Origin of the sequence: Succinivibrio faecicola (assembly GCF_019448115.1) — a bacterium.
Lineage (GTDB): Bacteria > Pseudomonadota > Gammaproteobacteria > Enterobacterales > Succinivibrionaceae > Succinivibrio > Succinivibrio faecicola.
This window is the reverse complement of record NZ_JAGFNY010000030.1, coordinates 1-26,902: the sequence shown is the minus strand read 5'-3', so window position 1 is coordinate 26,902 and position 26,902 is coordinate 1. Positions and strand designations below refer to the sequence as shown.

Genomic DNA, 26,902 nt, shown 5'->3' with positions numbered 1-26,902 from the left:
GAGGGTGAGAGATTCGCTATCCGTGAGGGTGGTCGTACTGTAGGTGCTGGTGTTGTTGGTAAGATCATCGAGTAATATTACCTGATACCCAGTATCAAAAACCCGGCGTTTGCCGGGTTTTTCACTTCTTAGATCTATCTTTAAAAAATTCATCTATCAAAATTCACTGTCACTTTGTGTTGTTAAATAAGAATATCAATCCAAAACCATCTTTTTTGCATAAATATAAAAGGTACCTAAAGAAATATTGTTATATCTTTTCTGTGCTTCCAAGATTGCTTAAAGACCTTTAAATCCATAAAGAATTGTTTGGAAATTAAAACATAATTAAAAAAAGAAATGAGAAACTATGGAAGCGTGTAGATTGGACTTGTCCTAAATTTAACGTATTAATGATTTCTACAAAGCAAAGATAAACTTGTTGTTAAGTATCTAAACGGAGAAATATACATAACCGGAAGTTAAGCCGATATACATCTTTGAAAACAATTAGTGTTTGTTTCTGTATTCGGCTGGGCTCATTTTAAAATGCTTTGTGAATGCCCTGCTAAAATATGACTGATTGTTAAATCCGCAGTCTGTTGAAATATTTACAATTTTATCATCTGTTTCAGCAATCTTTTTTGCTGCCATTTTCAGGCGATATGCAATAAGAAAATTGTTAAAACTGTCTCCAGTAGCCTCTTTAAAAAGTTTCATAAAATGAGATGATGAAACATTGCACAGCTGGGCCATTTCTTCAACACTAAGAGGCTGTTCATACCTGTTTTCCACAGCATATATAGCCTCTTTTATTCTGTCATATGATTTGTTGTTTAATAAAACAGTGTCATTTGCCTCATAATATTCTGTAAGCGAACCTACTATTTTATAAAGATTGCCTAATACACCAAAAGCATACGAACTATAGCTGTGAGTCCAGTACTTCATCAGATCATTGCACTCATTTTTTATAGACTCTGTAATTTGTTCTTTATCTTTTAGGATGAACGGTAGTTTTACCGTATGCTTAATTAGAGGGGTCATAATCCTGTCGTATATTGGATCAGAATCGCTTCTTTTTAAAATTTCTGGTTTAAACAGCATACAGTAATACTCGCATGAGACGTTAGGAACCTGTTTCATGGAGTGAGGATAATCAGGCAATAAAAGAGCGATGTCACCTTTATTAGCAATGTATTTTTTTTCAAGTATAGTAAATTCGATGCTACCGTTTTCAACATAAACCAATTCGAATTCATTGTGATAATGAAGATCAAATTTAGTAATATGCTCTGGCATTTTTACATGGTAGATTGAATATGGAAATTCATTTATTCCATGATTCTTGCTTTCTTGAACAGCTATTTTTCCCATAACTCATTATTTCCTAGCTTTTTTTATAATTTAATAGGATTGTGTTATTGAGTAAATAGAAAAATGACAGAAAAGTGAACAATCTCTTCATAAAATAAATAGCACAATAAATAAAAAAACAATTACCTTTATCAAAGCTATTATAAAAAAGGTACAATTCTATGAATCAGGACGGAATTCGTCATGTATGTGGTTTCAATGACTGCTATTCTCTAAATGAGGATGAGCTTGTTATCTGTGTACATACTAATAAGTCTATAAAGACTGTTACTCTTATGTGCAATGATCCATATATCAATGGTTGTTCTGGAACTGATCCATGGGAGGGTGCTCCTGTTCAAATGCAACTGAAATATGAATTAAAAAATGAATTCATATATTCAGTAACTCTTAAACCTAAATTCAAAAGAATACAGTATTATTTTGTTCTCTCCGATTCAAAAGAGCAGTGTATGCTTTTTGAAGATGGTGTTTATGATCCTGAAATTATGAATAAGAAGGTGATTAAGCATTTCTTCAAGTTCGGTTGGATGAATAAGAATGATATCTGTTCACATCCAAAATGGGTTGAAAACATTGTCTGGTATCAGATATTTCCAGATCGTTTTTGCAGGGTAGGAGATAATAAGTCAGTATATGGAAAGAAGCTCAAGACTTGGTCTGTTAATACTCCTTTTGGCCGTCACGATCTTTTTGGTGGCAATCTAGAAGGTGTTGCAAGCAAACTTGAGTATTTAAAAGATCTTGGAGTAAACGGAATATATTTCAATCCTATTTTCTGTTCCGAGGAGAATCATAAATACTCAATTGACGATTATACAAAAGTCGATCCCGATTTTGGTACAAACGAATCTTTTGCTGCATTGGTTGAAAAAGCTCATAAATTGGGAATAAAGGTAATGATTGATGCTGTATTCAATCATTCTGGACCAAATTTCTTTGCATGGAAAGATGTTTGTGAAAAAGGAAAGTCATCAAAATACTATGATTGGTATTTTATAAATTCAGACGACTTTAATAAAAAGGGGTCAACTGAGGATTCTCGTTATTATTCCTTTGCTTTTGTTGATAACATGCCAAAGCTTAATACCAACAATGAAGAAGTGATGGAATATTTTCTTAACATATGTAAGAGGTGGGTCGATGAGTGGAATATTGATGGCATTCGCTTTGATGTTGGCAACGAAATATCTCATGCATTTATCAAGTATTTACGTAAGAATCTAAAGAAAGACTATCCTGAGCTTTATCTGTTAGGAGAGATATGGCTCGATTCATCAGTATATCTTCAGGGAGATGAATATGACTCTGTAATGAATTATCCATTCTTGCAGTCTGTAAGTAATTTCTTTTTGGATGAAACACTTAATGCAAATGATTTCAGATTCAAAATGAATTACTGCTACAGCATGTATCAAAGACAGATCAATAAGGCGCTATTTAATCTTATTGATAGTCATGATGTGGATAGAGCAATCTCCAGAGTCGGCTCTTATGACAAGTTTATTCAGATGCTCAGCATTCTGATGACATTACCAGGATCACCATGTATCTATTATGGAACAGAGATTGGTCTTGATGGAAACAACGATCCTGCCAACAGAAAAGTCATGCCTTGGGATAGTATAGCAAAACACGAATATGATGATACTCTGTCACTTTGCAAACAGCTTATAGGATTAAGACGTAAATATTCTCGATTGCTAAATAATGATAATGTTGAGTTTGAGCCATCAGACAGCAGAGTAGTGACCTATACAGTTAATGGAAAAGATACACTGAAAGTTACAATAAATGCTCAGAGTGATGAAATAAACTGCAAAACAAATGGAGATATTTTATTCTCTTACAAATATCACGATGGCGTGTTAAAAAATGGCGGAGTAATCATTCAGAAACTAGCTTAACAGAATATAATTGTGTCGTTAGGCAATTATGCAGTCAGCATAGTTGCCATTTTTTTTTTTAATCAAATAAATATAAATTTACAGAAATTTTACAATTCAGAGAATTCCACTTAACAATTGACTTGTACTCTAACAATGTAAACTTTTTTGGAGTACATTCAAATGAAATTAAAAAAGACAATTCTGTGCGCTTTATGTGCAACAACTCTAGGATTAGGTTCATTACAAGCTAACGCCCAGTCAGTTATTACTGATGGTTCAACCTCAATGGAAAAAGTAATCGGCATTCTGATTGAATCTTTTGATGGTAACGGCATTGATGTAACTTACAATCCAACTGGTTCTGGTGCAGGTATTGCAGCTGTACATGAAGGTCGAGCAGATATCGGCTTATCTTCACGTGGCTTAAAGGATGCAGAAAAGGCAAGTCTTGAATCAAGGGATCTTGCATATGATGCAATCGTTGTTGTTGTAAACAAGAACAATCCTCTTTCAGATATTAATACAGAGCAGTTACAGTCAATTTACACCGGCAAGATAACAAACTGGGAACAGGTTGGAGCTAAATCATCACCAATCGTTTTAATTGGTAGAGAGGCAGGTTCTGGTACCAGAGACGGCTTTGAGTCAGTAACAAAGACCAAGGATCAGTGTAAGTACCGTCAGGAATTAACTTCTACTGGTGATGTTATTACAACTGTATCTCAGAATGAAAATGCAATTGGTTATGCTTCACTATCAGCAGTCAATGACTCTGTTAAGGTTCTTTCATTCAATGGTGTACATGCATCAGAAAAGACCGTTCTTGATAAGACATACAAGTTACAAAGACCTTTTGTCCTTGTAACATCAAAGGACAGACCACTAAGTGAAAGTGCTCAGATTTTCTTTGACTACGCATTATCTAAAGATGTTAAGCCTTTAATTGAAAAGGCTGGCGTAGTTCCTGCAGTTAAGTAAATAGTTAGGAATGGCAGGATAGCCTGCCATTATTAATATGAAAAACAGAATTCAACAGGACTTTACAGATATTCTTGCTAAAGGTATTTTTACTTTTCTTGGATATCTGAATATAGTTTTTGTAGTCGTAATCTGCTTTTATCTGATAATTTCAGGAATACCTGCAATTTTTAAGGTTGGCTTTACGGATTTTATTTTTGGTACAAGATGGGCTTCAACTGCTCAGGATAGAGCTTTTGGTATTCTACCTTTTATTCTGACTTCTGTATACGGTACCTTTGGTGCTCTGCTAATTGGCTTACCATTAGGATTCTTTACATCAGTATATCTTGCAAAATTTGCAAATAAAAAAGTTAAGAGTTTTGTTGAGTCTACAGTAGATCTGCTTGCAGGAATACCATCTGTTGTTTTTGGCTTTATAGGAATGCTTGTGCTTGTTCCTTCGATCCAGTATGTTTTTGATCTTCCAGATGGTTCATCTCTTTTAGCTGCAATTCTTGTTCTTTCAATTATGATCCTTCCCTCAATTATCAAGGTATCGATAGGCGCAATACAATCTGTACCTTATGAATATGAATTAGGATCTTTAGCGTTAGGTGCAAACCGAGTCGAAACCGTATATAAAGTGCTTGTTCCTGCAGCAAGACGAGGCATTAGTATTGCTGTTGTTTTAGGTGTTGGAAGAGCTATAGGCGAAGCCATGGCAGTAATGATGGTAGCAGGAAATGTAGCTAATATGCCAGGTATATTCGAATCAGTTCGTTTTCTTACCACAGCTGTAGCATCTGAAATGTCTTACTCATCAGGTCTTCAACGAGAAGCTCTGTTTTCAATTGCTCTGGTTCTTTTTATCTTCATTATGGCTATTAATGCTGTTTTGAATCTTGTTATGAAAAAGAGAGGAAAAACCAAATGATAAGCAACAGACTTGAACGTTGCATATACCACAACGTAATGCTGTTCTTAGCATTCATGGCAACTGTATTCACTGTATTTATTGTAGTCTTTATTATCGGCTACGTTTTAATTCGTGCAATTCCTCATGTTTCTTGGGAGCTTTTATCTACAAAACCAAGTTATATCAATGAAACCATAGGTCTTCTGCCGGATATTCTAAATACAGTTTACATTGTATTTGCCACATTAGTGTTTGTGCTGCCTTTAGGTGTTGGAGCGGCTGTATATCTTAGTGAATACGCAAAAAATATTAAGGTTAAAAGAACAATTGAATATGCAATTGAGAGTTTAGCCGGTATTCCATCAATTATTTATGGTCTTGTTGGAATGCTTATATTCTGTCAGTACATGTCTTTGAAGACATCTTTATTAGCAGGTGCGCTAACTCTGACAATCATGAACCTTCCAACGATTATCAGAACAACCCAGGAGAGTCTTGATTCAGTTCCTATTTCTTATAGAGAAGGAGCATTCGGGTTAGGTGCTAACAAGTGGTACACCATAAGAACAGTTGTTCTTCCATGCTGTATAGATGGCATTGTTACAGGCTGTATTCTTGCAGTTGGAAGAATGTTAGGTGAATCTGCTGCACTGTTGTTTACTGCTGGCTTTGCTCACAAACTAAACGGATTTATTGATGCTTTGTCTTCATCAGGCTCAACAATGACTGTAGCTCTTTATGTATATGCAAAAGAGCAGGGACGTTTTGATGTCGCATTTGTTATTGCTGCAATCATGCTGCTCATGAGTTTGATGATTAACTATACAGCAGGATATTTGTCAAAAAGAATTCAGAGAAAAAGGTTAGTTAAATAATATGAACTCATTGATTAGTGTTAGGAATTTCAATTTATATTATGGAGATAACCACGCGCTACATAATATAAATATGGATATTATGGAACATGAAATTACAGCTTTAATAGGACCTTCAGGCTGTGGCAAATCAACATTTTTAAGATGTTTAAACAGAATGAATGATCTTATTGAGAATGTTCGCCTTGACGGCTCAATTGTTTATAAGGGCCAAGAGCTTGTTAATTCAAAGGTTAATGTTTCTGCTTTAAGAAAATCAGTTGGAATGGTATTCCAAAAACCAAATCCTTTTGCAATGTCAATTTATGACAATATTGCCTATGGTCCTAGGATCCATGGTGTAAAAAATAGATCTGCTCTTGATGAGATTGTTGAAAGTTCACTAAAAAAGGCAGCCATTTTTGATGAGGTTAAAGATAGACTCAAGAGTTCTGCTTTAGGACTATCAGGTGGTCAGCAGCAAAGATTGTGTATTGCAAGAGCACTTGCAGTGGAACCTGAAGTTCTTCTTATGGATGAGCCAACATCAGCTTTAGATCCTATTTCAACAGGAAAAATTGAAGAGCTAACATGTGAGCTTAAAAAGAAATACTCAATAGTAATAGTTACACACAATATGCAGCAGGCATTGAGAATCTCAGATAAAACAGCATTTTTCTTGTTAGGTGATCTTGTTGAAATGGATTCAACAGACAATATCTTTACAAAGCCTAAGGATAAGCGTTGTGAAGATTATGTAACAGGTAGATTTGGATAAAGGAAAAATAAAATGAGATTTGTACTTGATGAACTTCTTCAGAAGATAAGTGAGCTACTTATACTTATGGCTTCAAGCTGCGAGCAGAATCTAAATAACGCTTTTGAAGCTTTCAGAACTCATGATAAGGAAAAGGCGCTGGCAATTTACAAGAATGATTATGATCTTTCATCTAAAGCAAGAGAGATTGAATCTTTGTGTATTAAAACAATTTTAAGACAGCAACCTGTTGCTAAGGACATGCTTATTATTTCAGCTACACTTAAACTTGTAAGAGATGTTGAAAGAATTGGAACCCAGGCAATTTCAATAGCAGAGCTTATATCTAGCTTTAATTTCAGTTACAGAGGAGATGAAATTCTTCTGATTGAAAAAATGAGCGAAGAAGCTATTGAAATGGTAAAAAACAGCGTTGACTCTTTCATAACAAAAAATGAGGATCAAGCAAGAGCTGTAATAAAGCATGATTCAGTTGTTGATAAGTATTTCAATCTGATAAAACTTGCTCTGATCAGAGAAATTCGAAAATCTGAAGATACAGATGGTTCTCTTCCTTTAGATGTTTTAATGATCGCAAAGTACTTAGAGAGAATTGGTGATCATAGTTGCAATGTGGCAAAATGTACCTTATATATGATTTCAGGTGAGCTTTCATAGGGAGAGGGATATGATTTACTGTCTGGAAGATGATGCTGATATCAGAGAGTTAGAGCTTTATACCTTAACCTCAATGAATTTTGATGCTAAGGGATTTGAAAATGCCAAAAGCTTTTTTGATGCATTAAAAGATGAGATTCCCGATCTTATAGTTTTAGATGTAATGCTTCCTGATTTAAGTGGTGTTGACGTGTTAAAAAGAATACGTCAGTCATCAAAAACAGCTTCCGTTCCTATCATTATGGCAACAGCTAGGGGAGCTGAATATGAAAAAATCAAAGCTCTTGATTTAGGTGCTGATGATTATCTGACAAAACCATTTTCAATGATGGAACTTGTCGCAAGAATAAAAGCGATTTTAAGACGAAGCAAAAATGACAGTGATATATCTTTGGATGTAACTTTTGAGAATATTGTTATAAATGAGCAGAAACATACTGTTTTTGCAGGAGATAAGAAGCTTGATCTTTCCTTGAAAGAATTTGAGCTTTTGCTTCTTCTGATAAAGCATCCTGGCAGAGTATATAGTAGAGATGATCTTCTGAATATTATCTGGGGTATAGATTATGATGGAGAAAACAGAACAGTGGATGTTCATGTCAGAGCATTAAGAGCAAAGCTTGGAGAATACGAAAGAGTTATTCAGACTGTCCGTGGTATCGGATATAAGGCTGATGTATGATTTCTAGAATTTTCAGATCTGTTTTCTTTATGACAATCCTGACCCTAATTTTAGGACTTGGTTTGTCAGTTTTTATTTCATCATATCTTTCTTTAAAGCAAGATAGCGAGAAGCTAAGACATTATACACAGCAGCTAGCACATGTGTTAAATGAGTCTGATGCACCTGATTTAAGACTACTTGATACAGACATATATAGAATTAATATTATTAATTCTGATGGCGATGTACTTTATGACTCTCATATGAGAGAAGAGACTCTTGAAAATCACTCAAAAAGAATTGAGTTTATTCAGGCAAAACAGTATGGTCATTCAGAGGTTCATCGCTATTCAACAACTCTTGGAAAGAGAACTGTTTATTATGCCTTAAAGCTTGCAGATGGCAGAGTGCTGCGAGCATCATTTACATCTGACAGTATAATCTCGCTTACAAGATCTCTAATCTTGCATATTCTACTGGTGTTTACTCTTGCTGTAATTGTATCTGTGTTTCTTGCAAAAAAACTGTCTGCATCGATTGTAAAGCCAATAAATAATCTTAATCTGAATAATCCTGAAGAAAATGACTGTTATGATGAACTTAAACCGTTGTTAAACAGAATTGCAGAGCATCAAAAAAGAATTAAGAAATTATTAAGAAAGGTGACAGCATCTCATGTACAGTTAAAGACCCTAACTACAAGACTGTCAGAAGGTATTGTTCTATTAAACAAAAAAGGTGAAATCCTGTTGTTGAATAATAGTGCGAAAGCAATTTTCTCAAAAAATACTGATGATAATGGTCTTATTGGAAAACCACTTGTATTTTTGAGTCAGAATTCTGTTATCTGTTCTGTATATGAGAAAAGAAGTCAGTTAGAGTTTCATAAACAGAATATTGAATTAAATGGAAAGTATTTTTCCTTAATCTTTAACAAAATTGAAGATGACTCAAAGCTCCTTGGATATGTTCTTTTGCTTGTCGATATAACTAAAGAGCGCGAACTACAGTTACAAAGACAGGAATTTGCTGCAAATGTTTCTCATGAGTTAAAGACTCCTCTTCAGTCAATTATCGGAAGAGCAGAACTGATTGAAAATGGAATCGTTAAAAAAGATGATTTACCAGTGTTTGGTGCAAGAATTAAACATGAAGGACAGACACTACTGAGCATGATAAATGACATTATGTTCTTATCAAGAGTAGAGTCTGGAGTAAAGGCAAAAAAAGAGAAATTCAATATCAGGAGTGTTGCAGATACTGTTGTTGAAAACTTAAATGAAAAAGCCTTATCAAAGAAAATAACAGTTTTGGTTAACTGTCCTGATAATGTTATTTATTTCACAAAGCGATATTTCTATGAGATTCTGAACAATCTTATTGATAATGCAATTAAATACAATAAAGAAGAAGGTCGTGTTGATTGTACTATTACAGTTGAGAGAGACAACATTTTTATAAAGGTTTCTGATACAGGTATAGGTATTCCATACGAGGATTCAACAAGGATCTTTGAAAGATTCTTTACTGTAGACAGAAGTCATTCAAATAGAGACAGTACAGGTCTTGGTCTTACTATTGTTAAACATATTGTTCAGGAATGTAATGGTCAGATCAAGGTTGATTCAAAGCTTGGCGAAGGCACATCATTTTCTTTAAATCTGCATATTTAAGCCATTTTTAAGTGGTTATTTTTTTCAAATTCTCGAAATAATTAGGAACTTTAAGTTTCGTGGTGTATCATACACACATCAAAACGTGCCGTAATCGTGCGTTTTTTTTTCGATTAATAAAACCTTAGATGGGGATAATATGCAACAACACTTAGCTGATAAGAATATTGCTCTTGATCTTGTTCGTGTTACTGAAGCTGCAGCATTAGCTTCAGCAAGATATGTAGGTCTTGGAGATAAGGAACTAGTTGACAGAGCCGCAGTGGATGCAATGAGAATCGCATTCCAGTCATTACACATTCAGGGAACTATTGTTATCGGTGAAGGTGAAAAAGACGAAGCTCCTATGCTGTACACTGGTGAAAAAGTTGGCTTTGGTGACGGTCTTGAGTTTGATATTGCAGTTGATCCTATTGATGGTACATCCTGTGTTGCAGGTGGTAGACCAAACGGTATTGCAGCTGTAGGTATTTCTTTGAAGGGAACAATGTTCAATCCTGGACATTCCTATTACTGTGAGAAGCTGTGCGTTGGTGCTGAGGCCGCTAATGTAATTGATCTTGATGCTCCTATCAAAGACAATTTAGAGAAAGTTGCAAAGGCTCTTGGCAAGAAAGTAGGTGAACTGAATGTTTTTGTTTTAGATAAACCACGCCACGATCAGTTAATCAATGATATTCACAAATCTGGTGCAAGAGTGATGGTTCACTCAGATGGTGATATTGCAGGTGCTTTAATGGCAATCGATCCTACCACAGATATTGATATGCTAGTAGGTATTGGCGGTACTCCTGAAGCTGTTGTAACTGCCTGTGCAATCAAGGGTACTGGTGGACAGATGCTGACAAGACTAGCACCAAAAACCAATGAGGAAAGAGAAGCTATCATTAAAGACGGATTCGATTTAAACCTTATTCGTTCTGTAGATGATCTTATTACTACAGATCAGTGTTTCTTTGCCGCAACTGGTGTAACCCCAGGTGAACTACTTGATGGAATTCATTACAAGGGCGGTTATGCAATTACATCTTCTATCTCATCAAGAGGAAGAACAGGTACACGCCGTTATATTCAGGCATGGCATGATCGTAAGAAACTGTCAAAGATGAGTACAATTGAATACTAAATAAAAAAGTGGTGTATGAGTAGTACACCAAGTATATTTAACATATATGTTAAGAAAAAGGCTGAACTTTCTATCGTCACTCGATGTTCGGCCTTTTTTAATTTGATAACGATATTAGATATATTTTTGATATAAGATTTTATTTCACTCTAGAAACTGGCATTGATAGAGTCACAAAACACTCTTCTATTACAGCAAAGCAGTTTTTCGTGAACAGAGGATACCGACTAATTAAGGAACAACAAGTTATAAGAAACAGAATATCCTTAGAGAACTATGTGATGGAAAAATAAATTTCAGCTCGAGCACGAGTTTGCAGATAATCAAAAGAGAATAAAAAAATAAATTTGGAGTCATTATGGAGAAATCTTCAGTGGCTTTTACATGCAATGAATGGTAGGGGGTAAAAAGTCTTTGAGATTTAGTTTTAGGCAGGACGCTTTTACATTTTTTGTCTTAATTAGTGTCAACAACATTAATGGATAAAAAAAAGACCTCATGAATAAAGAGGTCAAAACACATAATGGAGTAATGTAAAATTTGTTAAGCTGCAGCTTCTTCTTTTGAAGTATTCTGTACTTCTTCTTTGTTTTTATATAAAGAATTTACAGCCTTGGTACCAACGAATACTTTATTCTTTTGGTTCAAACTTGAGTTTCTTGCATAATGTGGTCTTGAATTCATAATTTCAGAAATCTGATCTTCTGTCATTTTTCCAAGAGTAAGACCGATTGCCTTATAGGTTATATATGGACGTGCTTCTCTTGAAATAATGATCTGTGCAGTTCTTACCTCTTCATCAGTAACATTAATAATTTTTAAAACACCTTCATCAATGAGATTTCGAACTGTAGGTTCTAAAACTGGTAGATTAAGTATAGATTTTCTCTGAAGAACATACTCTCGTAATAATGCCTTCTCCGCAAAATCAAGGTTTTCAACTGCTGTTGAAACTTTAATTTTCTGCTTTTTGATTCTCTTTTTAGTAGAAATTGCATTAACAACATACATAAGTCCCTGTGATATGAAATTTGATATTTCAATAATCAGAGCAAAGTATAAAAGGATCTTATTGTCCTCGATGTTATCTGCAAAAGTTAGTGAAATTTCTGCCCATGGAATGATTAAAAGCAGAACAGTTAAACAGAATAACCACATCATCATGGTATTTACTAATTTTAGTGCAGATGCAGAAGAAGTTTCGTATTCCATTTTAATTCTCCATTTTTTTGACATTTTGTTATCTGAACTAACTGTTGCAACTTACATGCCAAAGATCATTAATTGATGACTAACGCTTTGTTTATCTGCTTTTTGAAATACTGTTATACTTTGCGTGTCAAAAAAATGGAGTTTAGTTTATCTCTAATCACATTGTTTTATCTTAGAGACGGCCTCATTTAAAACTGTTTTGTAATTTGGATTAGATATTGATAGGATCTTTTCTAGCGATTCATCCATGGTTTTCCAGACAATTCGCATTTTATGAACATTTGGCATTTGAGAAGCTTCATTTATCTGAGAAATTATTGTGTTAGCAAGCTCGTCACATGAGATAAAGCTCTGTTCTAGCAATGTTTTTATTGGTGGAAGTTCTGCATTTGTAAAATATCTGTTCTGAGCGTTTTCAGGAGAATTAATGAATCTTATGAATTTTTCTGCTAACTGATGCTTTCTTGACTTTGAAGAAATTGCATATCCTTTTACTCCATAATATCCATTTAGTTTTTTCCCGTTTTTCAGTTTTGGAAGAGGTGCAATGCCAAAGTTAATGCCTGATTTTGAATACTTTTTCAATGCTATTGGACCATTGATTACGGCTGCAGCTTTTCCTTTTGTAAACATAAGATCAATAACACTGTCAGCTTTCTTTGATAAAGCTTCTTTTGGCATTGTTCTTTGAGAAAAATCTTTTAATTCCTTGAGACCTAAAATTGTACCTTCATTATTTAAGCCAATGTCAAAAATATTTATATTCTTGTTTTTGTATTTTCCAAATGTGTAACCGCCATATGCATTGATAAAGCTGTTTGCATAATAGAACTTTTGGAAATTTCCAAGAAGACCATATTTTTCTTTTGATTTAATTTTCTCAGAGTATTCAGCATATTCTTCAAGAGTTTCATAAGGATATTCAAGGAGATCCTTATTGTAATAAATTACAAGTGATTCAATAGAGCGCGGTGCTGCATATACTTTATTTGCAACACTCAAAGCATTAAGTGCAGATGTTTCATACAAATCTCTGTCTTCTTGAGAGTAATCAATTTCTCTGACAATCTTATTTGAATATGCATCAATCAGTCTGTCAGATATCAAAATGAATACATCAGGAGTTTGACCATTGTTTGTCATGATTAAATCAAGTTGTTTTTCTGCATCTTTTTCGAAAATTTTCACAATACAGTTGTTATTTTTTTCAAATTCGGCAATCTGGTTTACGATTGCAAGTGATTTTCCTTTATCTTCCCATACAGTTAAAACATTATCATCAGCAATAACAGTAGAAATATTAACAGACAGGAATATATAAACTAATAACATTTTGATTTTTAACATTATTTTATCCTTCTATTCAATTTATTCATCTTTACAAGGATAGTTTATGAAATGTCTGTTAATTTATATTCGCTTTTCTGTTAAATCTGCGAATATGTGTTTTATGAGGTAAAAAATCAAGATTTGTTTTATATTGATCTAAGTTTATTAAAAAAAAATACATTAACTTCATACTTTTGTTCTAGAATTTTAGTGATAAGATATGCCCATTCAAAATTGGTGCATAACAAAGTACAGGAAGATAGAACTATGAAAAAGATTTCTGCAATTATCAAACCATTCAAATTAGACGACGTACGTGAAGCACTAAGTGCTAGAGGTATTTCTGGAATGACTGTATCTGAGGTTAAAGGTTTTGGCCGTCAGAAAGGACATACAGAGCTATATCGTGGTGCAGAATATGTTGTAGATTTCCTACCTAAGGCAAAAATCGAGCTTGTTGTAAAAGATGAGGATGTTGATACCTGTATTCAGGCTATTACAGACGGTGCTCATACAGGTAAGATTGGTGATGGTAAAATCTTCGTATCTGATGTAGAGCGCGTTATTAGAATCAGAACTGGTGAAGAAGGCGACGACGCTATTTAATGATTTCAATGAAGTATCGTGCTTTTAAATTAGTTTCTGTCTTTTCGCTGGCATTGCTTTTTATCACAGGCTGTTCAACTACACCTCCATCAAGGCCGGATGATTTATGTTCTATCTTTCAGGAAAAAGATAGCTGGTATACGGATGCTCATAGGGTACATCAGCGTTATGGTGTCCCTATAAATGTAGCGATGGCAATCATGGCTCAAGAATCAGGCTTTCGTGCTGATGCTCAACCTCCAATGAGGTGGTTCTTGTTTATTCCTTATGGTCGTGGATCTTCAGCATATGGATATCCTCAGGCTCAAGATCCTGTTTGGAATGAATATAAAGAGCAGTCTGGATCTATATTTTCTTCACGCTCTGATTTTGGCGATTCTCTAGATTTCATTGGCTGGTATATGACAAAAACCAAAAGGCTTAATGGAATAAGTTTTTCTGATGCTTATAACCAGTACCTTAATTATCATGAAGGCTGGAATGGTTTTAGAAAGAAAACATACAGATCTAAAGATTGGCTAATAAAGGTTGCAAGAAAGGTCAGCAGTCGCTCTCAGATGTATAAACGTCAGCTGTTAAAGTGTAATCTTTACTAATACTCCATTTAGAATTTCTTTTATTTATCTTTAGGTATTAAATGCAAAAAGCTGTATTTCTTGACAGAGATGGTGTTGTCAACATTGATTATGGTTATATAGGCCAGATAGAGCGTTTTGACATTATCAAAGGAACCGCTTTGGCATTAAAGAAATTCAAGGATATGGGGTATCTGACAGTTCTTGTCACAAATCAGTCAGGAATAGCCAGAGGAAAATATACATACTCTGATTTTCTTAAGGTAACTTCATTCATGCAGGCTAATCTTTCTTTGTATGATGCCTGTTTTGATGGAATATACTGCTGTCCGCATCATGAGAATGCATATGTAGAGCAGTACAGAGTTTCATGTGAATGCAGAAAACCAAAGCCAGGTATGTTCTATTATGCAGAACGTGACCTTAAAATCGATCTTCATCATTCCGTAATGATTGGTGATCATGCAACAGATCTGTTTGCGGCTAGAAGAGCTGGAATAAGTTCGCTTTTTTTAATTGGTGAACATCTAAAGGAGGAGTCTCCTTTGTGTCCTGAGGCAATATGCTATAAGACAATTGGAGAAGTCGTTGAATTTATTAGAAAAAATCAATAGTTGATGTTTATCTAAGCTACATCTAATTTGAAGATCATATATTGAACAAGCAGGAAGTTGTTTTTTTAACAAAAGGTTGTTGAACAGAACTTTCGACAAATTTCAAAATTTATTTGAAAAAAATGTGCCATTTGTGTTTTTTAAGACTATAATGGCAAATGTTCAGAAACGAAAGGTTTCGTTTCTAGTTTTATCTGTTTAAACAGTTTTGGAGATAAAAATGACTAAGTTTGCAGCTACTTTAGCAGTTGTTGCTTTAGGCTCTTCAGTATTATTCACTGGTTGCACCAGTGATGCTTCTTTATCAGCAAAGTTAGACGCTATTGCTGCTGACGTTGATGCTTTAAAGGCTCAGCAGTCAAAGTTAGCAAATGACGTTGCTTTCGTTAAGTCAGACGCTGCACGTGCAAACGAGCGCTTAGACAACTTAGCTCGTCGTTACAAGAAATAATTTCTTGTGATTTCACGCTAAAGAAAGGGTCCACTTAGGTGGACTTTTTCTTTTTTTGAAAAAGAAGGCAGATTAAATCTGCCCAATTTCTCATATTTATTTTGCCAATTCCTCAAGTTCCTTTCCTGACAGTCTGTAGTCTGTCCACTCATCCATAGTTTGAGCACCTAAAGATTTGTAAAAATCTATACTTGGCTGATTCCAGTTCAAGCACCACCACTCAAGTCTTCCATAGTCTCTTTGAACTGTTATTTGTGATAGTTTCTTCAAGATAGCTCTACCATAGCCTAATCCTCTGTATTCAGGTGAAACATATAGATCTTCAAGATGAATTCCTGGTCGTCCAAGAAAAGTTGAGAATGTACTGAAAAACAATGCAAATCCAACTTCTTTTCCTGATACTACTGCAAAAATAACCTCGGCTTTATTTTCATCAAAAATCCATTTTTCAAGAAGTTCTTTTGTTGCAACAACTTCATTTTCTAATTTTTCATATACAGCCAGTTCTTTGATGAATTTCAATACAAGTTCACTGTCATTTTTAGTTGCATATCTAAATGTGATGTTCGCCATTTTATTGTTCCTTAGAGATTATTAGTTTTTACTGATTAGGTTACCATATGTGAATGGAATTGATTGAAGCTATTGCATTTAGTTAGTTTATTAGTAGGATACTAACAAAAATTCTTTGTTTAAAGTTATTAAACAGATAAAATTTATGCTATTATCAGAAAAGATGTTATCCACTTTGAAGGTTAGTAATGCGCCAGTTTTCTTTAAACGTAGTAAATTCAAATGATTTAAGTATCTTAAGCAGTATCTGTTCAAACAGAATCAGCTTGAAATCTGAAAATGGTAACCCATTTGCAAGAGACAAGATTATTGTTATGAATAAAGGTATGCAGATGTATCTGCAGCAGGAAATTGCTCATAACAATCTTATCTGTTCTGGCGTTGATTTTTCTCCTTTATGGGCATTTATCTGGGATCTGCACAAAACAATATCTGGCGCTGATTCATATAACCGTTACGATCATGAACATATTTCCTGGTCATTGTTTTCGATGATTGATAAATGGAAAAAGAAAGATGATCCAGTATTTGCTTCAATGAGAGAATATCTTCTTGTCGATGATGGCGAAGATGAGGGGGCAAAGGCATATCAACTGTGTGGTGCAATAGCAGACTGCTTTGATCAGTATCAGATGTACAGACCTGAATGGATCAGAGAGTGGAACAAGATGACACTGTCTGATTTTGAAGATATCACTCAGAATAATGACGGAACTTTGCTATTAAAAGAAGGAAAAATAAAAGATTTCATAAAATCGTTATTAGGCAGTGCATCATCAAAAAACGACAGATCTCTTGAAAAAACTCTTTATAACAATATCTGGCAGATAAAGCTCTGGGTAATGTTAAGAGAAAATTTAAATGCAACTGTTAACGAACAGAGCTCCTATGACAGAGCTACGGTTATTTATGAACTGGTTAAAGCATTAAATGACCCAAAAAGAGCTGATGTTCTTAAAAAGAAACTTCCTCGCCGTCTTTATATCTTTGGCGTTACATCAATGCCATCGCAGGTTATTGATTTATTCTGCGCAATTGGAAAGCATATTGAAGTTCTATATATGCTTTTGAATCCTTGTCAGGAATACTGGGGTGATTTGTCTTCAATTAAGGCAGATTGGAAAGAAAAGAAAAAGATTATTGTTAAATATTTAAGGTCAGATGCTCTCGAACAGAGACAGAGCATTGGTGCTAAAAGAAAATTAGTTGCAGATGTTGATGCAACTGACAGTTATTTTGAAGAATACCAAAAGCTGTTTGATAATAATGAAAATCTTGTTGACGGTAACGCATTACTGATTTCGCTTGGAAAAGAATGTAAAGATACCTTCAATGAACTTTTATCAAGAGATACTGAACTTGCTTTTACCAACGTTTTTTGTTCAAACGTGGATCCTGATGATAAAGAATCAGATACAGTTTTAAACAGAATAAAAGATCAGTTGTTAACACTCAATTCAAAAGAAAAATACAAGATACGTGATGATGACTCTTCAATAGAGTTTCATTCCTGCCATACACCATTAAGAGAAGTTGAAGTATTAAGAGACAGAATGCTTGATATTTTCAAGAAAGAAAAAAACAATGGCTGTGTAAGTACTAAGAATTTTCTGGTAATGGTTCCTGATATAGAAACCTATTCTCCATTAATAGAAAGTGTTTTCGGATCTGTAAGTTATGATGATCCTGCATACATTCCTTATGCAGTTTGCGATAGAACTGCAAAATCTGACAATAAAATTGCATCAGCCATCATTGAGCTTTTATCAATCGGAAGCAGAAGAATAACTGCATCTTTGGTAATCGATCTTTTATCTATTGAGTCTATAGCAAGAAAATTTGGTATCAGTAAGGATGAAGTATCTGTTATTGCTGAATACCTAAAAAAAGCAAATATTCACTGGGGATTAGATGAAGAGGATGTTAAAGAAGAGCTTAATGCTCAGATTGATTTGCCTTGGACATTGTCTAATGGTATAGACAGAATAGTTGACGGTTTCTTTAAAGGCTCTGATATTGTTGGTGGCGCCTGCTCTGATGTGGATACAGGGGACTTTGAGCTAATAAATAAATTCTGTGCCTTTGTAAATAAGTTAAAACAGATTAGAGATGAATTCTCTCCAAATCTTGATCTGACTAATGATGACTGGACTAGAAAGCTAAGAAATATCCTTCTTGATGGTTTATTCTCAGACGAGCAAAATGAAGAGTTGTTGTTTATTAACAAAATCCTTCAGCAGATGAATGAATCAATCAGCAATCTAAAAGCTGGAATTGGTTCGAATGAAGAAGATGGACATACATCAGTTCTGAATATTAAGCTTCCTGTTTTCAGAGCTAAACTTGAGCATGCTTTTGGAAATGATAGGGATTCTTCAAAATATTTAAGAGGAAAGGTAAATTTCTGCTCCTTTATTCCAATGAGAGCAGTTCCTTTTGATTACATATTCCTTCTTGGAATGAATGATGGAGAGTTTCCAAGAAAAGAGGTTCTTCCTAATTTCAATCTTATGGGAGTGAAATCTCTAATAAGAAACAACGACAGACAAAAGAGTGTTGATGACAGATTCTTGTTCTTAGAATCGATTATGTCAGCTAAAAAGAAACTGTATATTTCGTATATAGGTCAGTCACCAATTGATAAGAGTGAACTGAATCCATCTCCTGTTGTTATTGAACTTATAGAACATATTACTGAAAACTTTTATGTTAACTGTGATGTGTTAGATGAGGAAAATAATTTAAAGGATATTAAGTCACGTCTTTTCAGACAAGAAACACTTAATTCTTATGATATAAGAAACTATTCATTAGATGAGCAAAACAATTTGCTTCGTACTGTATCCTATAACAAAGCAGCATTTTGGTTTGATAAAAAGACTTCTGATAAAGACGGAAATCTTCCTATAGGTTATTTGACAGATGAAAACATTGATTCACTAAAGAATCAAAGTTGTGACTTAACAAGTCTTTCTCTAGATGAACTTACAAACTTTTTCCGAAATCCATGCAAAGCATTTTTAAAGGAAAAAATGAATATTTCCAATGTTGGTTCAGTAAAAAGTTCTGTATGCGAAGATAACGAACCTATAATGTTCGGGAATTTTAAGTCGCAATTTTTAGTAAATGATCTGTTTTCTGAATTTATGAATTACTATTTTAAGGATCATTCATTCAATACTGATCTAATACTTAATGAACATCCATCAGGCAGTTTCAGAGAAATCAACAAAGCAAAAATCCTTGGAATTCCTCCTGAAGATTTTGTTGTAACATTCCTTGATTTATACAAAAAGCAAGGAGCAATGCCTTATTCAATTTTCTTTGAAAAGGAAAAGAAGAAGATAATTGAAATTTTTTCAAATATTCTCAGAGCTTTTGCTACTGAAGCTATTAAGGATAATTTTGCAGGTAAAAGCTATAGCGTTCCAATAATATTTGAGACCTCTATGCATGAGCAATCAGAAATAACTCTTGAAGGAACCATTAGTGAATATTCAAATTACATTATCGATCCTTTCCATGATGATCTTACAGAAAGCAGTCTTTATTCTAATTTTCTTAAAGCATTGAGTAGAATTGCTGCATATAACCATTCAATAAGCAATGTAAGTGAAAAGATTCTGTTTATTTCAAATAAAGGAGATAAATATGCATTGCAGAACATTCCATCAAAGGATGAGATCGACTCCTATCTTGCAAAGCTGGTTTATTACTATGATCTTATGAAGAAAGTACCAGTTCCAATTACAAAGAGATTTATGGACAAAGTTCTTGTTGCTTGTTGCAAGAAGGATCCAAAAACTCCAGAAGAATTGTTTTATGAAGAAAATTTAGAAATATTTAAATATGAGGATGAAGCAACTTATCTGTTTAAGGATTATCAATCATTGCAGAATCTTTGTGAAAAACAAAAAGAGATTGTATTTGAATTTGCTGATTCCATAGTTGAAATGTATAAATCAATGAGAATAGTAAAAGAAGAACTGTAATATGGTGAAGGATACTATGGGCTCTAAGAAAAATATTCCTACTTTAGATGTTAATACATTCAATCTGAACTATTCTTCACTGATTGAAGCGTCTGCAGGTACAGGTAAAACCTATACCATAAGTTACCTTGTAGTCAGATTGTTATTAGGCTCTTTGAATGAAACTTCAGTTAAAAAAGAAGCGAAAGTTATAAACGGTGGAGAACCAATTGATATTGAAAATATTCTCGTTGTAACTTTTACAAATGCAGCTGCTGCAGATTTACGAGCACGAATTCTTGAAAAAATACATTCTGTTAGACTCTGTTTTGAAAAAATTCATAAAGATATTCTGAAAATTGAGGATATTAACGAGGATGCTTTAAGAATTCTGTCAAAAAGTTATTTAAAGGATGGGGCTGATAAAAATCGCGTATCTGCATATATAAGACTTCTTAAAAGAGCGGAACATACTATTGATGAAGCTGCTATTTGCACCATTCATTCATTTTGTAATAAAGCATTGAATCAGATATATGCTTTTGAATCTGGAAGAGCTTTTAATGTTAATCTGCTTCAGGATACCGATCTGTACCATGATAGATCTATAAATTCTTTACAAAGAGAACTGTTTTACTCTGAAAAGGAAGATAGCGAGCACTATGCTTTTTCAAAGCTATTGTTAGAAACTCTAAGAGAAAAATCTGTAGCTGACATAGTAAAAGAGTACAGCATACCAGTTAACAGTGTTAAGGAAATTGATGACAAAGATGGCTATTTTGGTTATGAGATAAATCAAAAGTCATTGATAAGTTACAATGAAAAAATAGGTGTAAATACAAAAGATCCGAAGAGTAAAATTGCTCAGATACTGTCCTGGTACGAAAAGAAAAAAGATTCTGTATTCCTAGAAGCAAAGATTTTAGTTGATTGTCTTTTAGATGAGTATAGAAGTGTTCTTGAAAATGAAGAAAGCATAAAATTATTTTTAGTAGATAGAAATTTTTTTGCTGAGAATAAAGAAAAACTCAAACCTAATAAAAGTACTGTTGCGATGTTTGAGTTATTAGAGCAAGCTCTTAAAGGCTATGATATAAAAGACTTTGCAAAAGAGCTAATAAATAAGTTACCTGAAGAAAATAAATATTTTAATGCTAAATCATGTGCGGCAGTTGTTTTTCGAGAAGATATACTAAACTCTATAAACAGTCTCGTTGAAATAATAAAGAAATTAGATAAATTAACAGAATCTGTTACAGGAGAACTGTCAGTTCTGATAACGATAATGTATTTTAAAAAGATAAAGTCATATTGTTTATCAGACAATGTTATCAGTAACGATGAACTTCTTATACAGCTAGCAAATGCCTTAACATGCGATGCAAAACGTTCAGAGCTTTTAGCTCAACAGATACGTTCCCGTTATAAAGTTGCAATGATAGATGAGTTTCAGGATACCGATCCTGTTCAGTTTGAGATATTCAACAAACTATATCTATCAGATTCAGCAAAAGAATCCGGCAGTGTATGTTATTTGATTGGTGATCCTAAACAGTCAATATATGCCTTTAGAGGATCTGATATCCATTCATATAACAAAGCAAAACAGATTATCCAAAAGAATATTCTTCCAAACGGAAAATCTGCAGTATATACATTAAATAAGAATTACCGTTCATCACGTAACGTTATTGAAGGCGTAAACTGCATATTTAGTAATATTGAGAATGAAAACCACGAAATAATATACAATCCATTTGATTTTGATAAAACATCTGAAATAAATAAAAGTGGAATTGAATTTTCTAGTGTTTTGTGTCCAAACGAACATGGTTTAAATGGAACAAAAAATTTTTATTTTGAAGATGAGCGCCCAATACATGCCGAGGAAAAAGAATCTCAGTCAAATTATTTTATTGAATTTAATGAATCTTTTTCTGGAAAAGAAAAATTTCAAGCATCCATCGCTAAAGCCGTTGCATACGATGTTAAAAGATGTTTGTGTACTGGCTATATTTATGAAAAAAAGGAATATAGAAAAGTAAAGCCATCAGATATAGCAATACTTGTTTCTTGTGGTGAAGAGAATGATGCGGTTCAAAAAGCATTAAATGCTCTTGGGATTAAATCAGTATATTTTTCGGATCAGTCATCAGTATTGAATAAAAAGGTAAAAAATAACTATTTCTCAAAGGATACGGATCCTGTTATTTCTGAAGAGGCTCAGAATATACTGTATTTCATGGAAGCTATGACTGACAGTTCAAATGCTTCTAAAGTAAACAAACTTTTAGGTTCAGGACTACTCTGTAAAAGTTATGAAGAATATCTTAAGGCAACAGATTCAGAACAATTTGATGAAGAAATTTCTTTACTAAGAGATTGTTATGAATGCTGGTGTAAAACAGGTTTCTTATCAGCTTTTAGTCATTATATAAGTGCGCATGAACTTATTAGTCTGATTATGAAAAAATCAGATGGAGAACGAGTTTTAAGCAATTATTTTCAGATAGCTGAACTAATTCAGAATGTTAGCTCATCTGTTGTAGGTGCTAACGCACAGATGCTATGGCTTACAGAGCAGATATACAATGATAAAGACAGTGATTTATCTAAGGATGAGAAGAAGAAACGATTAGAGTCAGAACAGGATCTTGTAAAAATCTATACTATTCATAAATCTAAAGGTCTGCAGTATCCTTTAGTATTTTTACCATTCTTGTATATCACAAAAGATAATACTAACAAAAAAGGTCCACTCTGTTATTACGATGATAATACACAGAAAAAAACATTATCTTTATCTGAAAATATTCTGATTTCTGATAGTAAAACAGCAAAGGATCTTTATCTTCAGAGTGAAAATCAGGAAAAGGTTCGTCTTTTGTATGTTGCTTTGACTCGAGCTCAGTCAGCAAACTTCATTTATTCTGCAAAGCAGATTACTATTAAAGGAAAAGCTGCTTTAAGAGCTGTAATGGAAAACAGTGGTGAATCTAAACAGGATCTGTATAAATCTGAATATTTCAGGGAATTAAAACTACCAGGAAAAGATAAAGATTCTACACTTGATTATTCAAGTGACGCTTTTGCTTCAGGTGATCCTTACACATTTTTTGAAGGAAAGAAAATGTGGTCTGATGCCAGTGCGAATAAGGAAACAAAAGTCAATGAAATAGAACCAGGTTCTGTGCATTCATCCTTTACAATTACCTCTTACTCAGGTCTTACAAGTGGAGCTCACGGAGCAAAGCTAAAGGTTGTCGATGAAGCTAGCTTAGAAGATGAAGGTAGTGAAAACCAGCTTGCTAATACAGAATACGTTTCACCTATGAATGGAAGAGAATTCAGATTCTCTTTTACAAAAGGATCTAAAGCAGGTGATTTGCTACATAAACTATTAGAACTGCTTGTGTCAGATGATAGTGTAGATAAGGATTCAAAAGATAGTATTCTTCAGTTCGTATATGACAACAAAAAGTATGATCTCTTCAATTTAATGGACAGATCTTCTTTAGAAGAAGACGGTGTCATATCAATGGCAAATTGGTTATATGAGATTATTCATGCTCCAATCATTGAGCATGACATATCTCTTTCAGATTTGACTTCACAGGACTGTGCTTGCGAACTTGAATTCTTTATGCCTTGCGAGCAGTTTTCCATGAATAAATTCAATGAAATATGCTCTTCTTTTGCAAAAGAGAAGCTTGGGAATATTGATCTTGACGATTTATCAAAATCTGATTTTGATGGATATATGAAAGGAAGCATCGATCTTCTTGCAAGATTTACTAAAAATGAATGTGGTAAATATTATCTTATCGATTACAAATCAAATCATCTTGGAAGTACCTATCAGTCTTATTCACAAAAAGAACTGTTAAATAGATATTTTGAATCAAGATATGATGTACAAACTCTTATTTACTCTCTGGCTGTACATAGATTCCTATTAAATTCAGATGCAAGTTATGACGGATCTGAAAATGCCTATGATTCTTTAGTCGGTGGAGCAATGTATTTGTATGTAAGAGGATTGTCTTCAATTACAACTGATGAAAATATCAGCTTTGGTGTTCTTAACATTAAAGTTCCATACGAAACAGTGATGAAATTAGATAAGCTTTTTAAGGGAGAAAAATAATGCAGTCAATGATTAGAAGAATGGAGTCTGTGAAAAGCTTTTTCTCCTGTTTTGATAATTCAGTTTCCATAGATGAATTCAATGAAGCAATAAAGGAATTTGATTTTATAAAGCCAATAGCTTTAATAGCTTACAAACTGTACTTAAAGGATACTGTATTTATAAATGGAAATGAATTTTCATTAATACAGAAAAAAATACTCCTTGTTTTTCTGATGGCACTTATAGAGAAACTGTCTGAAGGCAATGTCTGTATTTTACTGACTAAAGATAAACTAACTTCTTTATTTTGTGATGAAATTACACAGTTAAATCTGTTTACATCAAGGTTAGATGAAGATGATCTTGCAGTATTCAATAATGATATTGACTCATATAAAGAAAGCGTTTGTGCGTTTATAGAACAGAAGATCATTCCAAATTATATTCAGATGCTGAGTGCAGAAAGCAGACTGATTTCACCTGATCTGAACGCTGTAAGTCCTTTATGCGTGTACACAGAAGATAAAGTAAATTACAGACTTTATTTAAGAAGTTATTTTCATTATGAAAATACTGTATGCGACTATATCAAAACTCAAAACAACAGAATGAATTCTTTAGATGACACTGCGCTTGAGTTCTATAAAAAGGCTTTAAATGTTCTATTTGATAGTGAAGATGAAATTGAATATCAGAAAATAGCTGCAGCTCAGAGTGCTATAAACCAATTTTCTGTTATCTGTGGTGGACCTGGCACAGGAAAAACAACAACAGTAATCAAGCTTTTGTTGTTACTTCTTGCTGCAAACAAAAGAGATCCTCTAAAAATTACCTTATGTGCACCTACAGGAAAAGCATCCTCAAGAATGGTGGAAAGTATTAGCTCTGGTTTATTAACACCGAATATTGGTGATGCTATCAGAAGGTTGTGTGAATTAAATAAAGCGCTTTCTGAAGAAGAGCTTAAAAAGAGTATTCCTACAAGTGCTACTACAATTCACAGAGTTTTAGGAATTTACCCCCACAAAGAGATTCCAAAATACAATGAGTCTAATAAATTAGACTGTGACATTATTGTTATTGATGAAGTATCAATGATTTCACTATCTTTATTCTCAAAGATAATAAAAGCTTTGCCTGAAAAGACAAAGGTTATTATGCTTGGCGATAAAGATCAGCTTAATTCTGTGCAACCAGGATCTGTTCTTGCTGATATCTGTTCTCAACTTTATAAAGATAAGACAATTAGCGAACAAAAACTTTCTGTTATATCTAAGATTACATCATACTCTCATGAAGATCTGTGTAGAAAATATAATAACCAGTCTGCCATCAGTGATAATGTTTCATTACTTTTAAAGAGTAGAAGATTTGATTCGAACAGTGTTTTAGGTATTGTTGCAAACAACATTAACGCATCGAATAAAATTGGTGATGAGTATTGTAAAAAGACTGATGAGAATATTGCAAAAGCAACGTCAATAGAAGATCTGTTCCGATCTGATAAAGAAGTAAGTTTCTGTAATATAGCTGATAAATCAAGAAAGTATCAGTTAAAATTTGCAACTTCTATTGCTCGTGAGATTGTTGATAAATACTCAAAAGACGGGGCATACATAAATCTTTTAGAACAATGTAATTATATCGTTGATAAAAATAATCCAGAATTATCTAAAAAGATATTTAATGCTCTGGATAAATACAGAGTTTTATGTGCTCTGAATGAAGGATGTCTTGGTACTAAGGTAATCAATTCTGAAATAGCAAAACTTCTTCAAAAGAGGATTCAGAGTAAAAAAACAAAATTCAGAGCAGAAATCCCACTTAAAAATCAAGAAGGCGAGTTTGCCGTTGGTTCAGTGATCCTAATTACTGAAAATGACAAACTGTTAGGCGTTGATAATGGTGAGGTCGGATTTGTTGCATATGATTCAAAAGAATCAATGCAGAAAGGATCTGTTAAGGTGTTTTTCCCTGCAATAGATAAAAACGAACCCAGAGTAATTTCTCCTGAAAGACTTAAAAAATATGATGCAGGCTTTGCAATGACTATTCATAAGTCTCAAGGTTGTGAGTATCAACATGTATGTATGGTATTACCACCAATTGATAATCCAATAATGACAAAAGAGCTTATATATACAGGAATAACAAGAGCAAAAGCATCATTAGGAGCCGATCCTAGAGTATATATTATTGGTGATGAAAAACTGTTTTTATCAAGCATTGTAAAAAGAGTAAAGAGAGAAAGCGGATTGTCTCTAATGATTTGATACAAAAATTTGCATAAAAATTTGACAAACAGAAAAACTGACCTATATTTAAAATTGCTCTCTGTAAAAAAAGAAATTACTGCAGAGAATCGCATAAGAAAGCGAAATGTAAAAAAAGAGTAAAAAAAACTTTAAAAAAAGTTTGACAGAAGTCAAAAAAAGTCTATAATGCATTTCCGTTGTCACGAACGACAACGAACATTAACCAAGCGTTAATGAAGATCTTTAAAAATCAGTACGGACAATCTGTGTGGGCCCTCGGAAGAGGGACAAAAAAAACGAAGTGCAGAAGGCGA

The 26,902-nt window shown here is 33.6% G+C and carries 21 protein-coding genes; 17 read left to right on the top strand and 4 right to left on the bottom strand.

Annotated elements, in window-relative coordinates; genetic code table 11:
- The coding region (locus J5V48_RS10090; RefSeq protein WP_219938034.1) for an EF-Tu C-terminal domain-related protein at positions 1–75 on the top strand (75 nt) is incomplete at its 5' end.
- Positions 76–489: 414 nt separating this feature from the next.
- On the opposite strand, the gene J5V48_RS07880 is transcribed toward J5V48_RS10090, so the two are convergent.
- Entirely contained in the window at positions 490–1,356 is an 867-nt protein-coding gene (locus tag J5V48_RS07880; protein WP_219938031.1) for an AraC family transcriptional regulator, read from the bottom strand.
- 161 nt (positions 1,357–1,517) lie between these two features.
- Between J5V48_RS07880 and J5V48_RS07875 the strand changes: the two genes are divergently transcribed.
- The 9 genes from J5V48_RS07875 (at position 1,518) to glpX (ending at position 10,873) form a co-directional block, all read left to right on the top strand.
- Positions 1,518–3,263: an alpha amylase N-terminal ig-like domain-containing protein gene (locus J5V48_RS07875; RefSeq protein ID WP_219938030.1), complete on the top strand. Its 1,746-nt coding sequence runs from the start codon at positions 1,518–1,520 to the stop codon at positions 3,261–3,263.
- A 162-nt stretch (positions 3,264–3,425) separates the two neighbouring features.
- The gene (locus tag J5V48_RS07870) at positions 3,426–4,223 is read left to right on the top strand and encodes a phosphate ABC transporter substrate-binding protein (protein WP_219938029.1); all 798 of its coding nucleotides are present in this window, start codon (positions 3,426–3,428) and stop codon (positions 4,221–4,223) included.
- Positions 4,224–4,260: 37 nt separating this feature from the next.
- Positions 4,261–5,139: a phosphate ABC transporter permease subunit PstC gene (pstC, locus tag J5V48_RS07865; RefSeq protein WP_219938028.1), complete on the top strand. Its 879-nt coding sequence runs from the start codon at positions 4,261–4,263 to the stop codon at positions 5,137–5,139.
- Entirely contained in the window at positions 5,136–5,996 is an 861-nt protein-coding gene (gene pstA, locus J5V48_RS07860; protein WP_219938027.1) for a phosphate ABC transporter permease PstA, read from the top strand. The genes pstC and pstA overlap by 4 nt, the downstream gene beginning before the upstream one ends.
- Before the next feature lies 1 nt (position 5,997).
- Positions 5,998–6,753, top strand: coding sequence for a phosphate ABC transporter ATP-binding protein PstB (gene pstB, locus J5V48_RS07855; RefSeq protein WP_219938026.1), 756 nt, complete (start codon positions 5,998–6,000; stop codon positions 6,751–6,753).
- 12 nt (positions 6,754–6,765) lie between these two features.
- Positions 6,766–7,410: a phosphate signaling complex protein PhoU gene (gene phoU / locus J5V48_RS07850; protein ID WP_219938025.1), complete on the top strand. Its 645-nt coding sequence runs from the start codon at positions 6,766–6,768 to the stop codon at positions 7,408–7,410.
- A 10-nt stretch (positions 7,411–7,420) separates the two neighbouring features.
- A complete protein-coding gene (locus J5V48_RS07845) occupies positions 7,421–8,092 on the top strand; it encodes a winged helix-turn-helix domain-containing protein (protein ID WP_219938024.1) in 672 nt (223 codons plus the stop codon).
- Complete coding sequence (locus J5V48_RS07840; protein WP_219938023.1) at positions 8,089–9,747, top strand: sensor histidine kinase; 1,659 nt, start codon at positions 8,089–8,091, stop codon at positions 9,745–9,747. Before J5V48_RS07845 ends, J5V48_RS07840 begins: the two co-directional genes overlap by 4 nt.
- A gap of 139 nt (positions 9,748–9,886) precedes the next feature.
- The gene (gene glpX, locus J5V48_RS07835; protein ID WP_219938022.1) at positions 9,887–10,873 is read left to right on the top strand and encodes a class II fructose-bisphosphatase; all 987 of its coding nucleotides are present in this window, start codon (positions 9,887–9,889) and stop codon (positions 10,871–10,873) included.
- A gap of 543 nt (positions 10,874–11,416) precedes the next feature.
- Here glpX and J5V48_RS07830 read toward each other — a convergent pair.
- Positions 11,417–12,085, bottom strand: coding sequence for a super-infection exclusion protein B (locus tag J5V48_RS07830; RefSeq protein WP_219938021.1), 669 nt, complete (start codon positions 12,083–12,085; stop codon positions 11,417–11,419).
- A gap of 153 nt (positions 12,086–12,238) precedes the next feature.
- The gene (locus J5V48_RS07825; protein ID WP_219938020.1) at positions 12,239–13,432 is read right to left on the bottom strand and encodes an extracellular solute-binding protein; all 1,194 of its coding nucleotides are present in this window, start codon (positions 13,430–13,432) and stop codon (positions 12,239–12,241) included.
- A 249-nt stretch (positions 13,433–13,681) separates the two neighbouring features.
- Here J5V48_RS07825 and J5V48_RS07820 point away from each other — a divergent pair, with 249 nt between their 5' ends.
- The 4 genes from J5V48_RS07820 (at position 13,682) to J5V48_RS07805 (ending at position 15,660) form a co-directional block, all read left to right on the top strand.
- Positions 13,682–14,020, top strand: a complete 339-nt coding sequence (locus tag J5V48_RS07820; protein WP_219938019.1) for a P-II family nitrogen regulator — start codon at positions 13,682–13,684, stop codon at positions 14,018–14,020.
- Positions 14,020–14,616, top strand: coding sequence for a transglycosylase SLT domain-containing protein (locus J5V48_RS07815; RefSeq protein ID WP_255557772.1), 597 nt, complete (start codon positions 14,020–14,022; stop codon positions 14,614–14,616). The genes J5V48_RS07820 and J5V48_RS07815 overlap by 1 nt, the downstream gene beginning before the upstream one ends.
- A gap of 41 nt (positions 14,617–14,657) precedes the next feature.
- Complete coding sequence (locus J5V48_RS07810) at positions 14,658–15,209, top strand: D-glycero-alpha-D-manno-heptose-1,7-bisphosphate 7-phosphatase (protein ID WP_219938018.1); 552 nt, start codon at positions 14,658–14,660, stop codon at positions 15,207–15,209.
- A gap of 220 nt (positions 15,210–15,429) precedes the next feature.
- Positions 15,430–15,660 (top strand): LPP leucine zipper domain-containing protein, encoded by a 231-nt coding sequence (locus J5V48_RS07805; RefSeq protein WP_219938017.1) that lies wholly within the window; start codon positions 15,430–15,432, stop codon positions 15,658–15,660.
- A gap of 96 nt (positions 15,661–15,756) precedes the next feature.
- On the opposite strand, the gene J5V48_RS07800 is transcribed toward J5V48_RS07805, so the two are convergent.
- Positions 15,757–16,233 carry a GNAT family N-acetyltransferase gene (locus J5V48_RS07800; RefSeq protein ID WP_255557771.1) on the bottom strand — a complete coding sequence of 159 codons (477 nt, stop codon included), beginning with the start codon at positions 16,231–16,233 and terminating at the stop codon, positions 15,757–15,759.
- Positions 16,234–16,421: 188 nt separating this feature from the next.
- Here J5V48_RS07800 and recC point away from each other — a divergent pair, with 188 nt between their 5' ends.
- From recC to recD, 3 genes are read left to right on the top strand one after another with little or no spacing between them, the layout of a single operon-like run.
- Positions 16,422–20,225, top strand: coding sequence for an exodeoxyribonuclease V subunit gamma (gene recC, locus J5V48_RS07795; protein ID WP_219938016.1), 3,804 nt, complete (start codon positions 16,422–16,424; stop codon positions 20,223–20,225).
- Between the two features lie 16 nt (positions 20,226–20,241).
- Entirely contained in the window at positions 20,242–24,351 is a 4,110-nt protein-coding gene (locus J5V48_RS07790) for a UvrD-helicase domain-containing protein (RefSeq protein ID WP_219938015.1), read from the top strand.
- On the top strand, positions 24,351–26,606 hold the full coding sequence (gene recD / locus J5V48_RS07785; RefSeq protein ID WP_219938014.1) for an exodeoxyribonuclease V subunit alpha: 2,256 nt from the start codon (positions 24,351–24,353) through the stop codon (positions 26,604–26,606). Before J5V48_RS07790 ends, recD begins: the two co-directional genes overlap by 1 nt.
- Positions 26,607–26,902: the final 296 nt, after the last annotated feature.

What these genes read in the sequence shown, in the direction of transcription:
- J5V48_RS07880 (WP_219938031.1), bottom strand. Translation starts at nt 1,356, where the DNA reads ATGGGAAAAATAGCTGTTCAAGAAAGCAAGAATCATGGAATAAATGAA.
- J5V48_RS07875 (WP_219938030.1), top strand. Translation starts at nt 1,518, where the DNA reads ATGAATCAGGACGGAATTCGTCATGTATGTGGTTTCAATGACTGCTAT.
- J5V48_RS07870 (WP_219938029.1), top strand. Translation starts at nt 3,426, where the DNA reads ATGAAATTAAAAAAGACAATTCTGTGCGCTTTATGTGCAACAACTCTA.
- pstC (WP_219938028.1), top strand. Translation starts at nt 4,261, where the DNA reads ATGAAAAACAGAATTCAACAGGACTTTACAGATATTCTTGCTAAAGGT.
- pstA (WP_219938027.1), top strand. Translation starts at nt 5,136, where the DNA reads ATGATAAGCAACAGACTTGAACGTTGCATATACCACAACGTAATGCTG.
- pstB (WP_219938026.1), top strand. Translation starts at nt 5,998, where the DNA reads ATGAACTCATTGATTAGTGTTAGGAATTTCAATTTATATTATGGAGAT.
- phoU (WP_219938025.1), top strand. Translation starts at nt 6,766, where the DNA reads ATGAGATTTGTACTTGATGAACTTCTTCAGAAGATAAGTGAGCTACTT.
- J5V48_RS07845 (WP_219938024.1), top strand. Translation starts at nt 7,421, where the DNA reads ATGATTTACTGTCTGGAAGATGATGCTGATATCAGAGAGTTAGAGCTT.
- J5V48_RS07840 (WP_219938023.1), top strand. Translation starts at nt 8,089, where the DNA reads ATGATTTCTAGAATTTTCAGATCTGTTTTCTTTATGACAATCCTGACC.
- glpX (WP_219938022.1), top strand. Translation starts at nt 9,887, where the DNA reads ATGCAACAACACTTAGCTGATAAGAATATTGCTCTTGATCTTGTTCGT.
- J5V48_RS07830 (WP_219938021.1), bottom strand. Translation starts at nt 12,085, where the DNA reads ATGGAATACGAAACTTCTTCTGCATCTGCACTAAAATTAGTAAATACC.
- J5V48_RS07825 (WP_219938020.1), bottom strand. Translation starts at nt 13,432, where the DNA reads ATGTTAAAAATCAAAATGTTATTAGTTTATATATTCCTGTCTGTTAAT.
- J5V48_RS07820 (WP_219938019.1), top strand. Translation starts at nt 13,682, where the DNA reads ATGAAAAAGATTTCTGCAATTATCAAACCATTCAAATTAGACGACGTA.
- J5V48_RS07815 (WP_255557772.1), top strand. Translation starts at nt 14,020, where the DNA reads ATGATTTCAATGAAGTATCGTGCTTTTAAATTAGTTTCTGTCTTTTCG.
- J5V48_RS07810 (WP_219938018.1), top strand. Translation starts at nt 14,658, where the DNA reads ATGCAAAAAGCTGTATTTCTTGACAGAGATGGTGTTGTCAACATTGAT.
- J5V48_RS07805 (WP_219938017.1), top strand. Translation starts at nt 15,430, where the DNA reads ATGACTAAGTTTGCAGCTACTTTAGCAGTTGTTGCTTTAGGCTCTTCA.
- J5V48_RS07800 (WP_255557771.1), bottom strand. Translation starts at nt 16,233, where the DNA reads ATGGCGAACATCACATTTAGATATGCAACTAAAAATGACAGTGAACTT.
- recC (WP_219938016.1), top strand. Translation starts at nt 16,422, where the DNA reads ATGCGCCAGTTTTCTTTAAACGTAGTAAATTCAAATGATTTAAGTATC.
- J5V48_RS07790 (WP_219938015.1), top strand. Translation starts at nt 20,242, where the DNA reads ATGGGCTCTAAGAAAAATATTCCTACTTTAGATGTTAATACATTCAAT.
- recD (WP_219938014.1), top strand. Translation starts at nt 24,351, where the DNA reads ATGCAGTCAATGATTAGAAGAATGGAGTCTGTGAAAAGCTTTTTCTCC.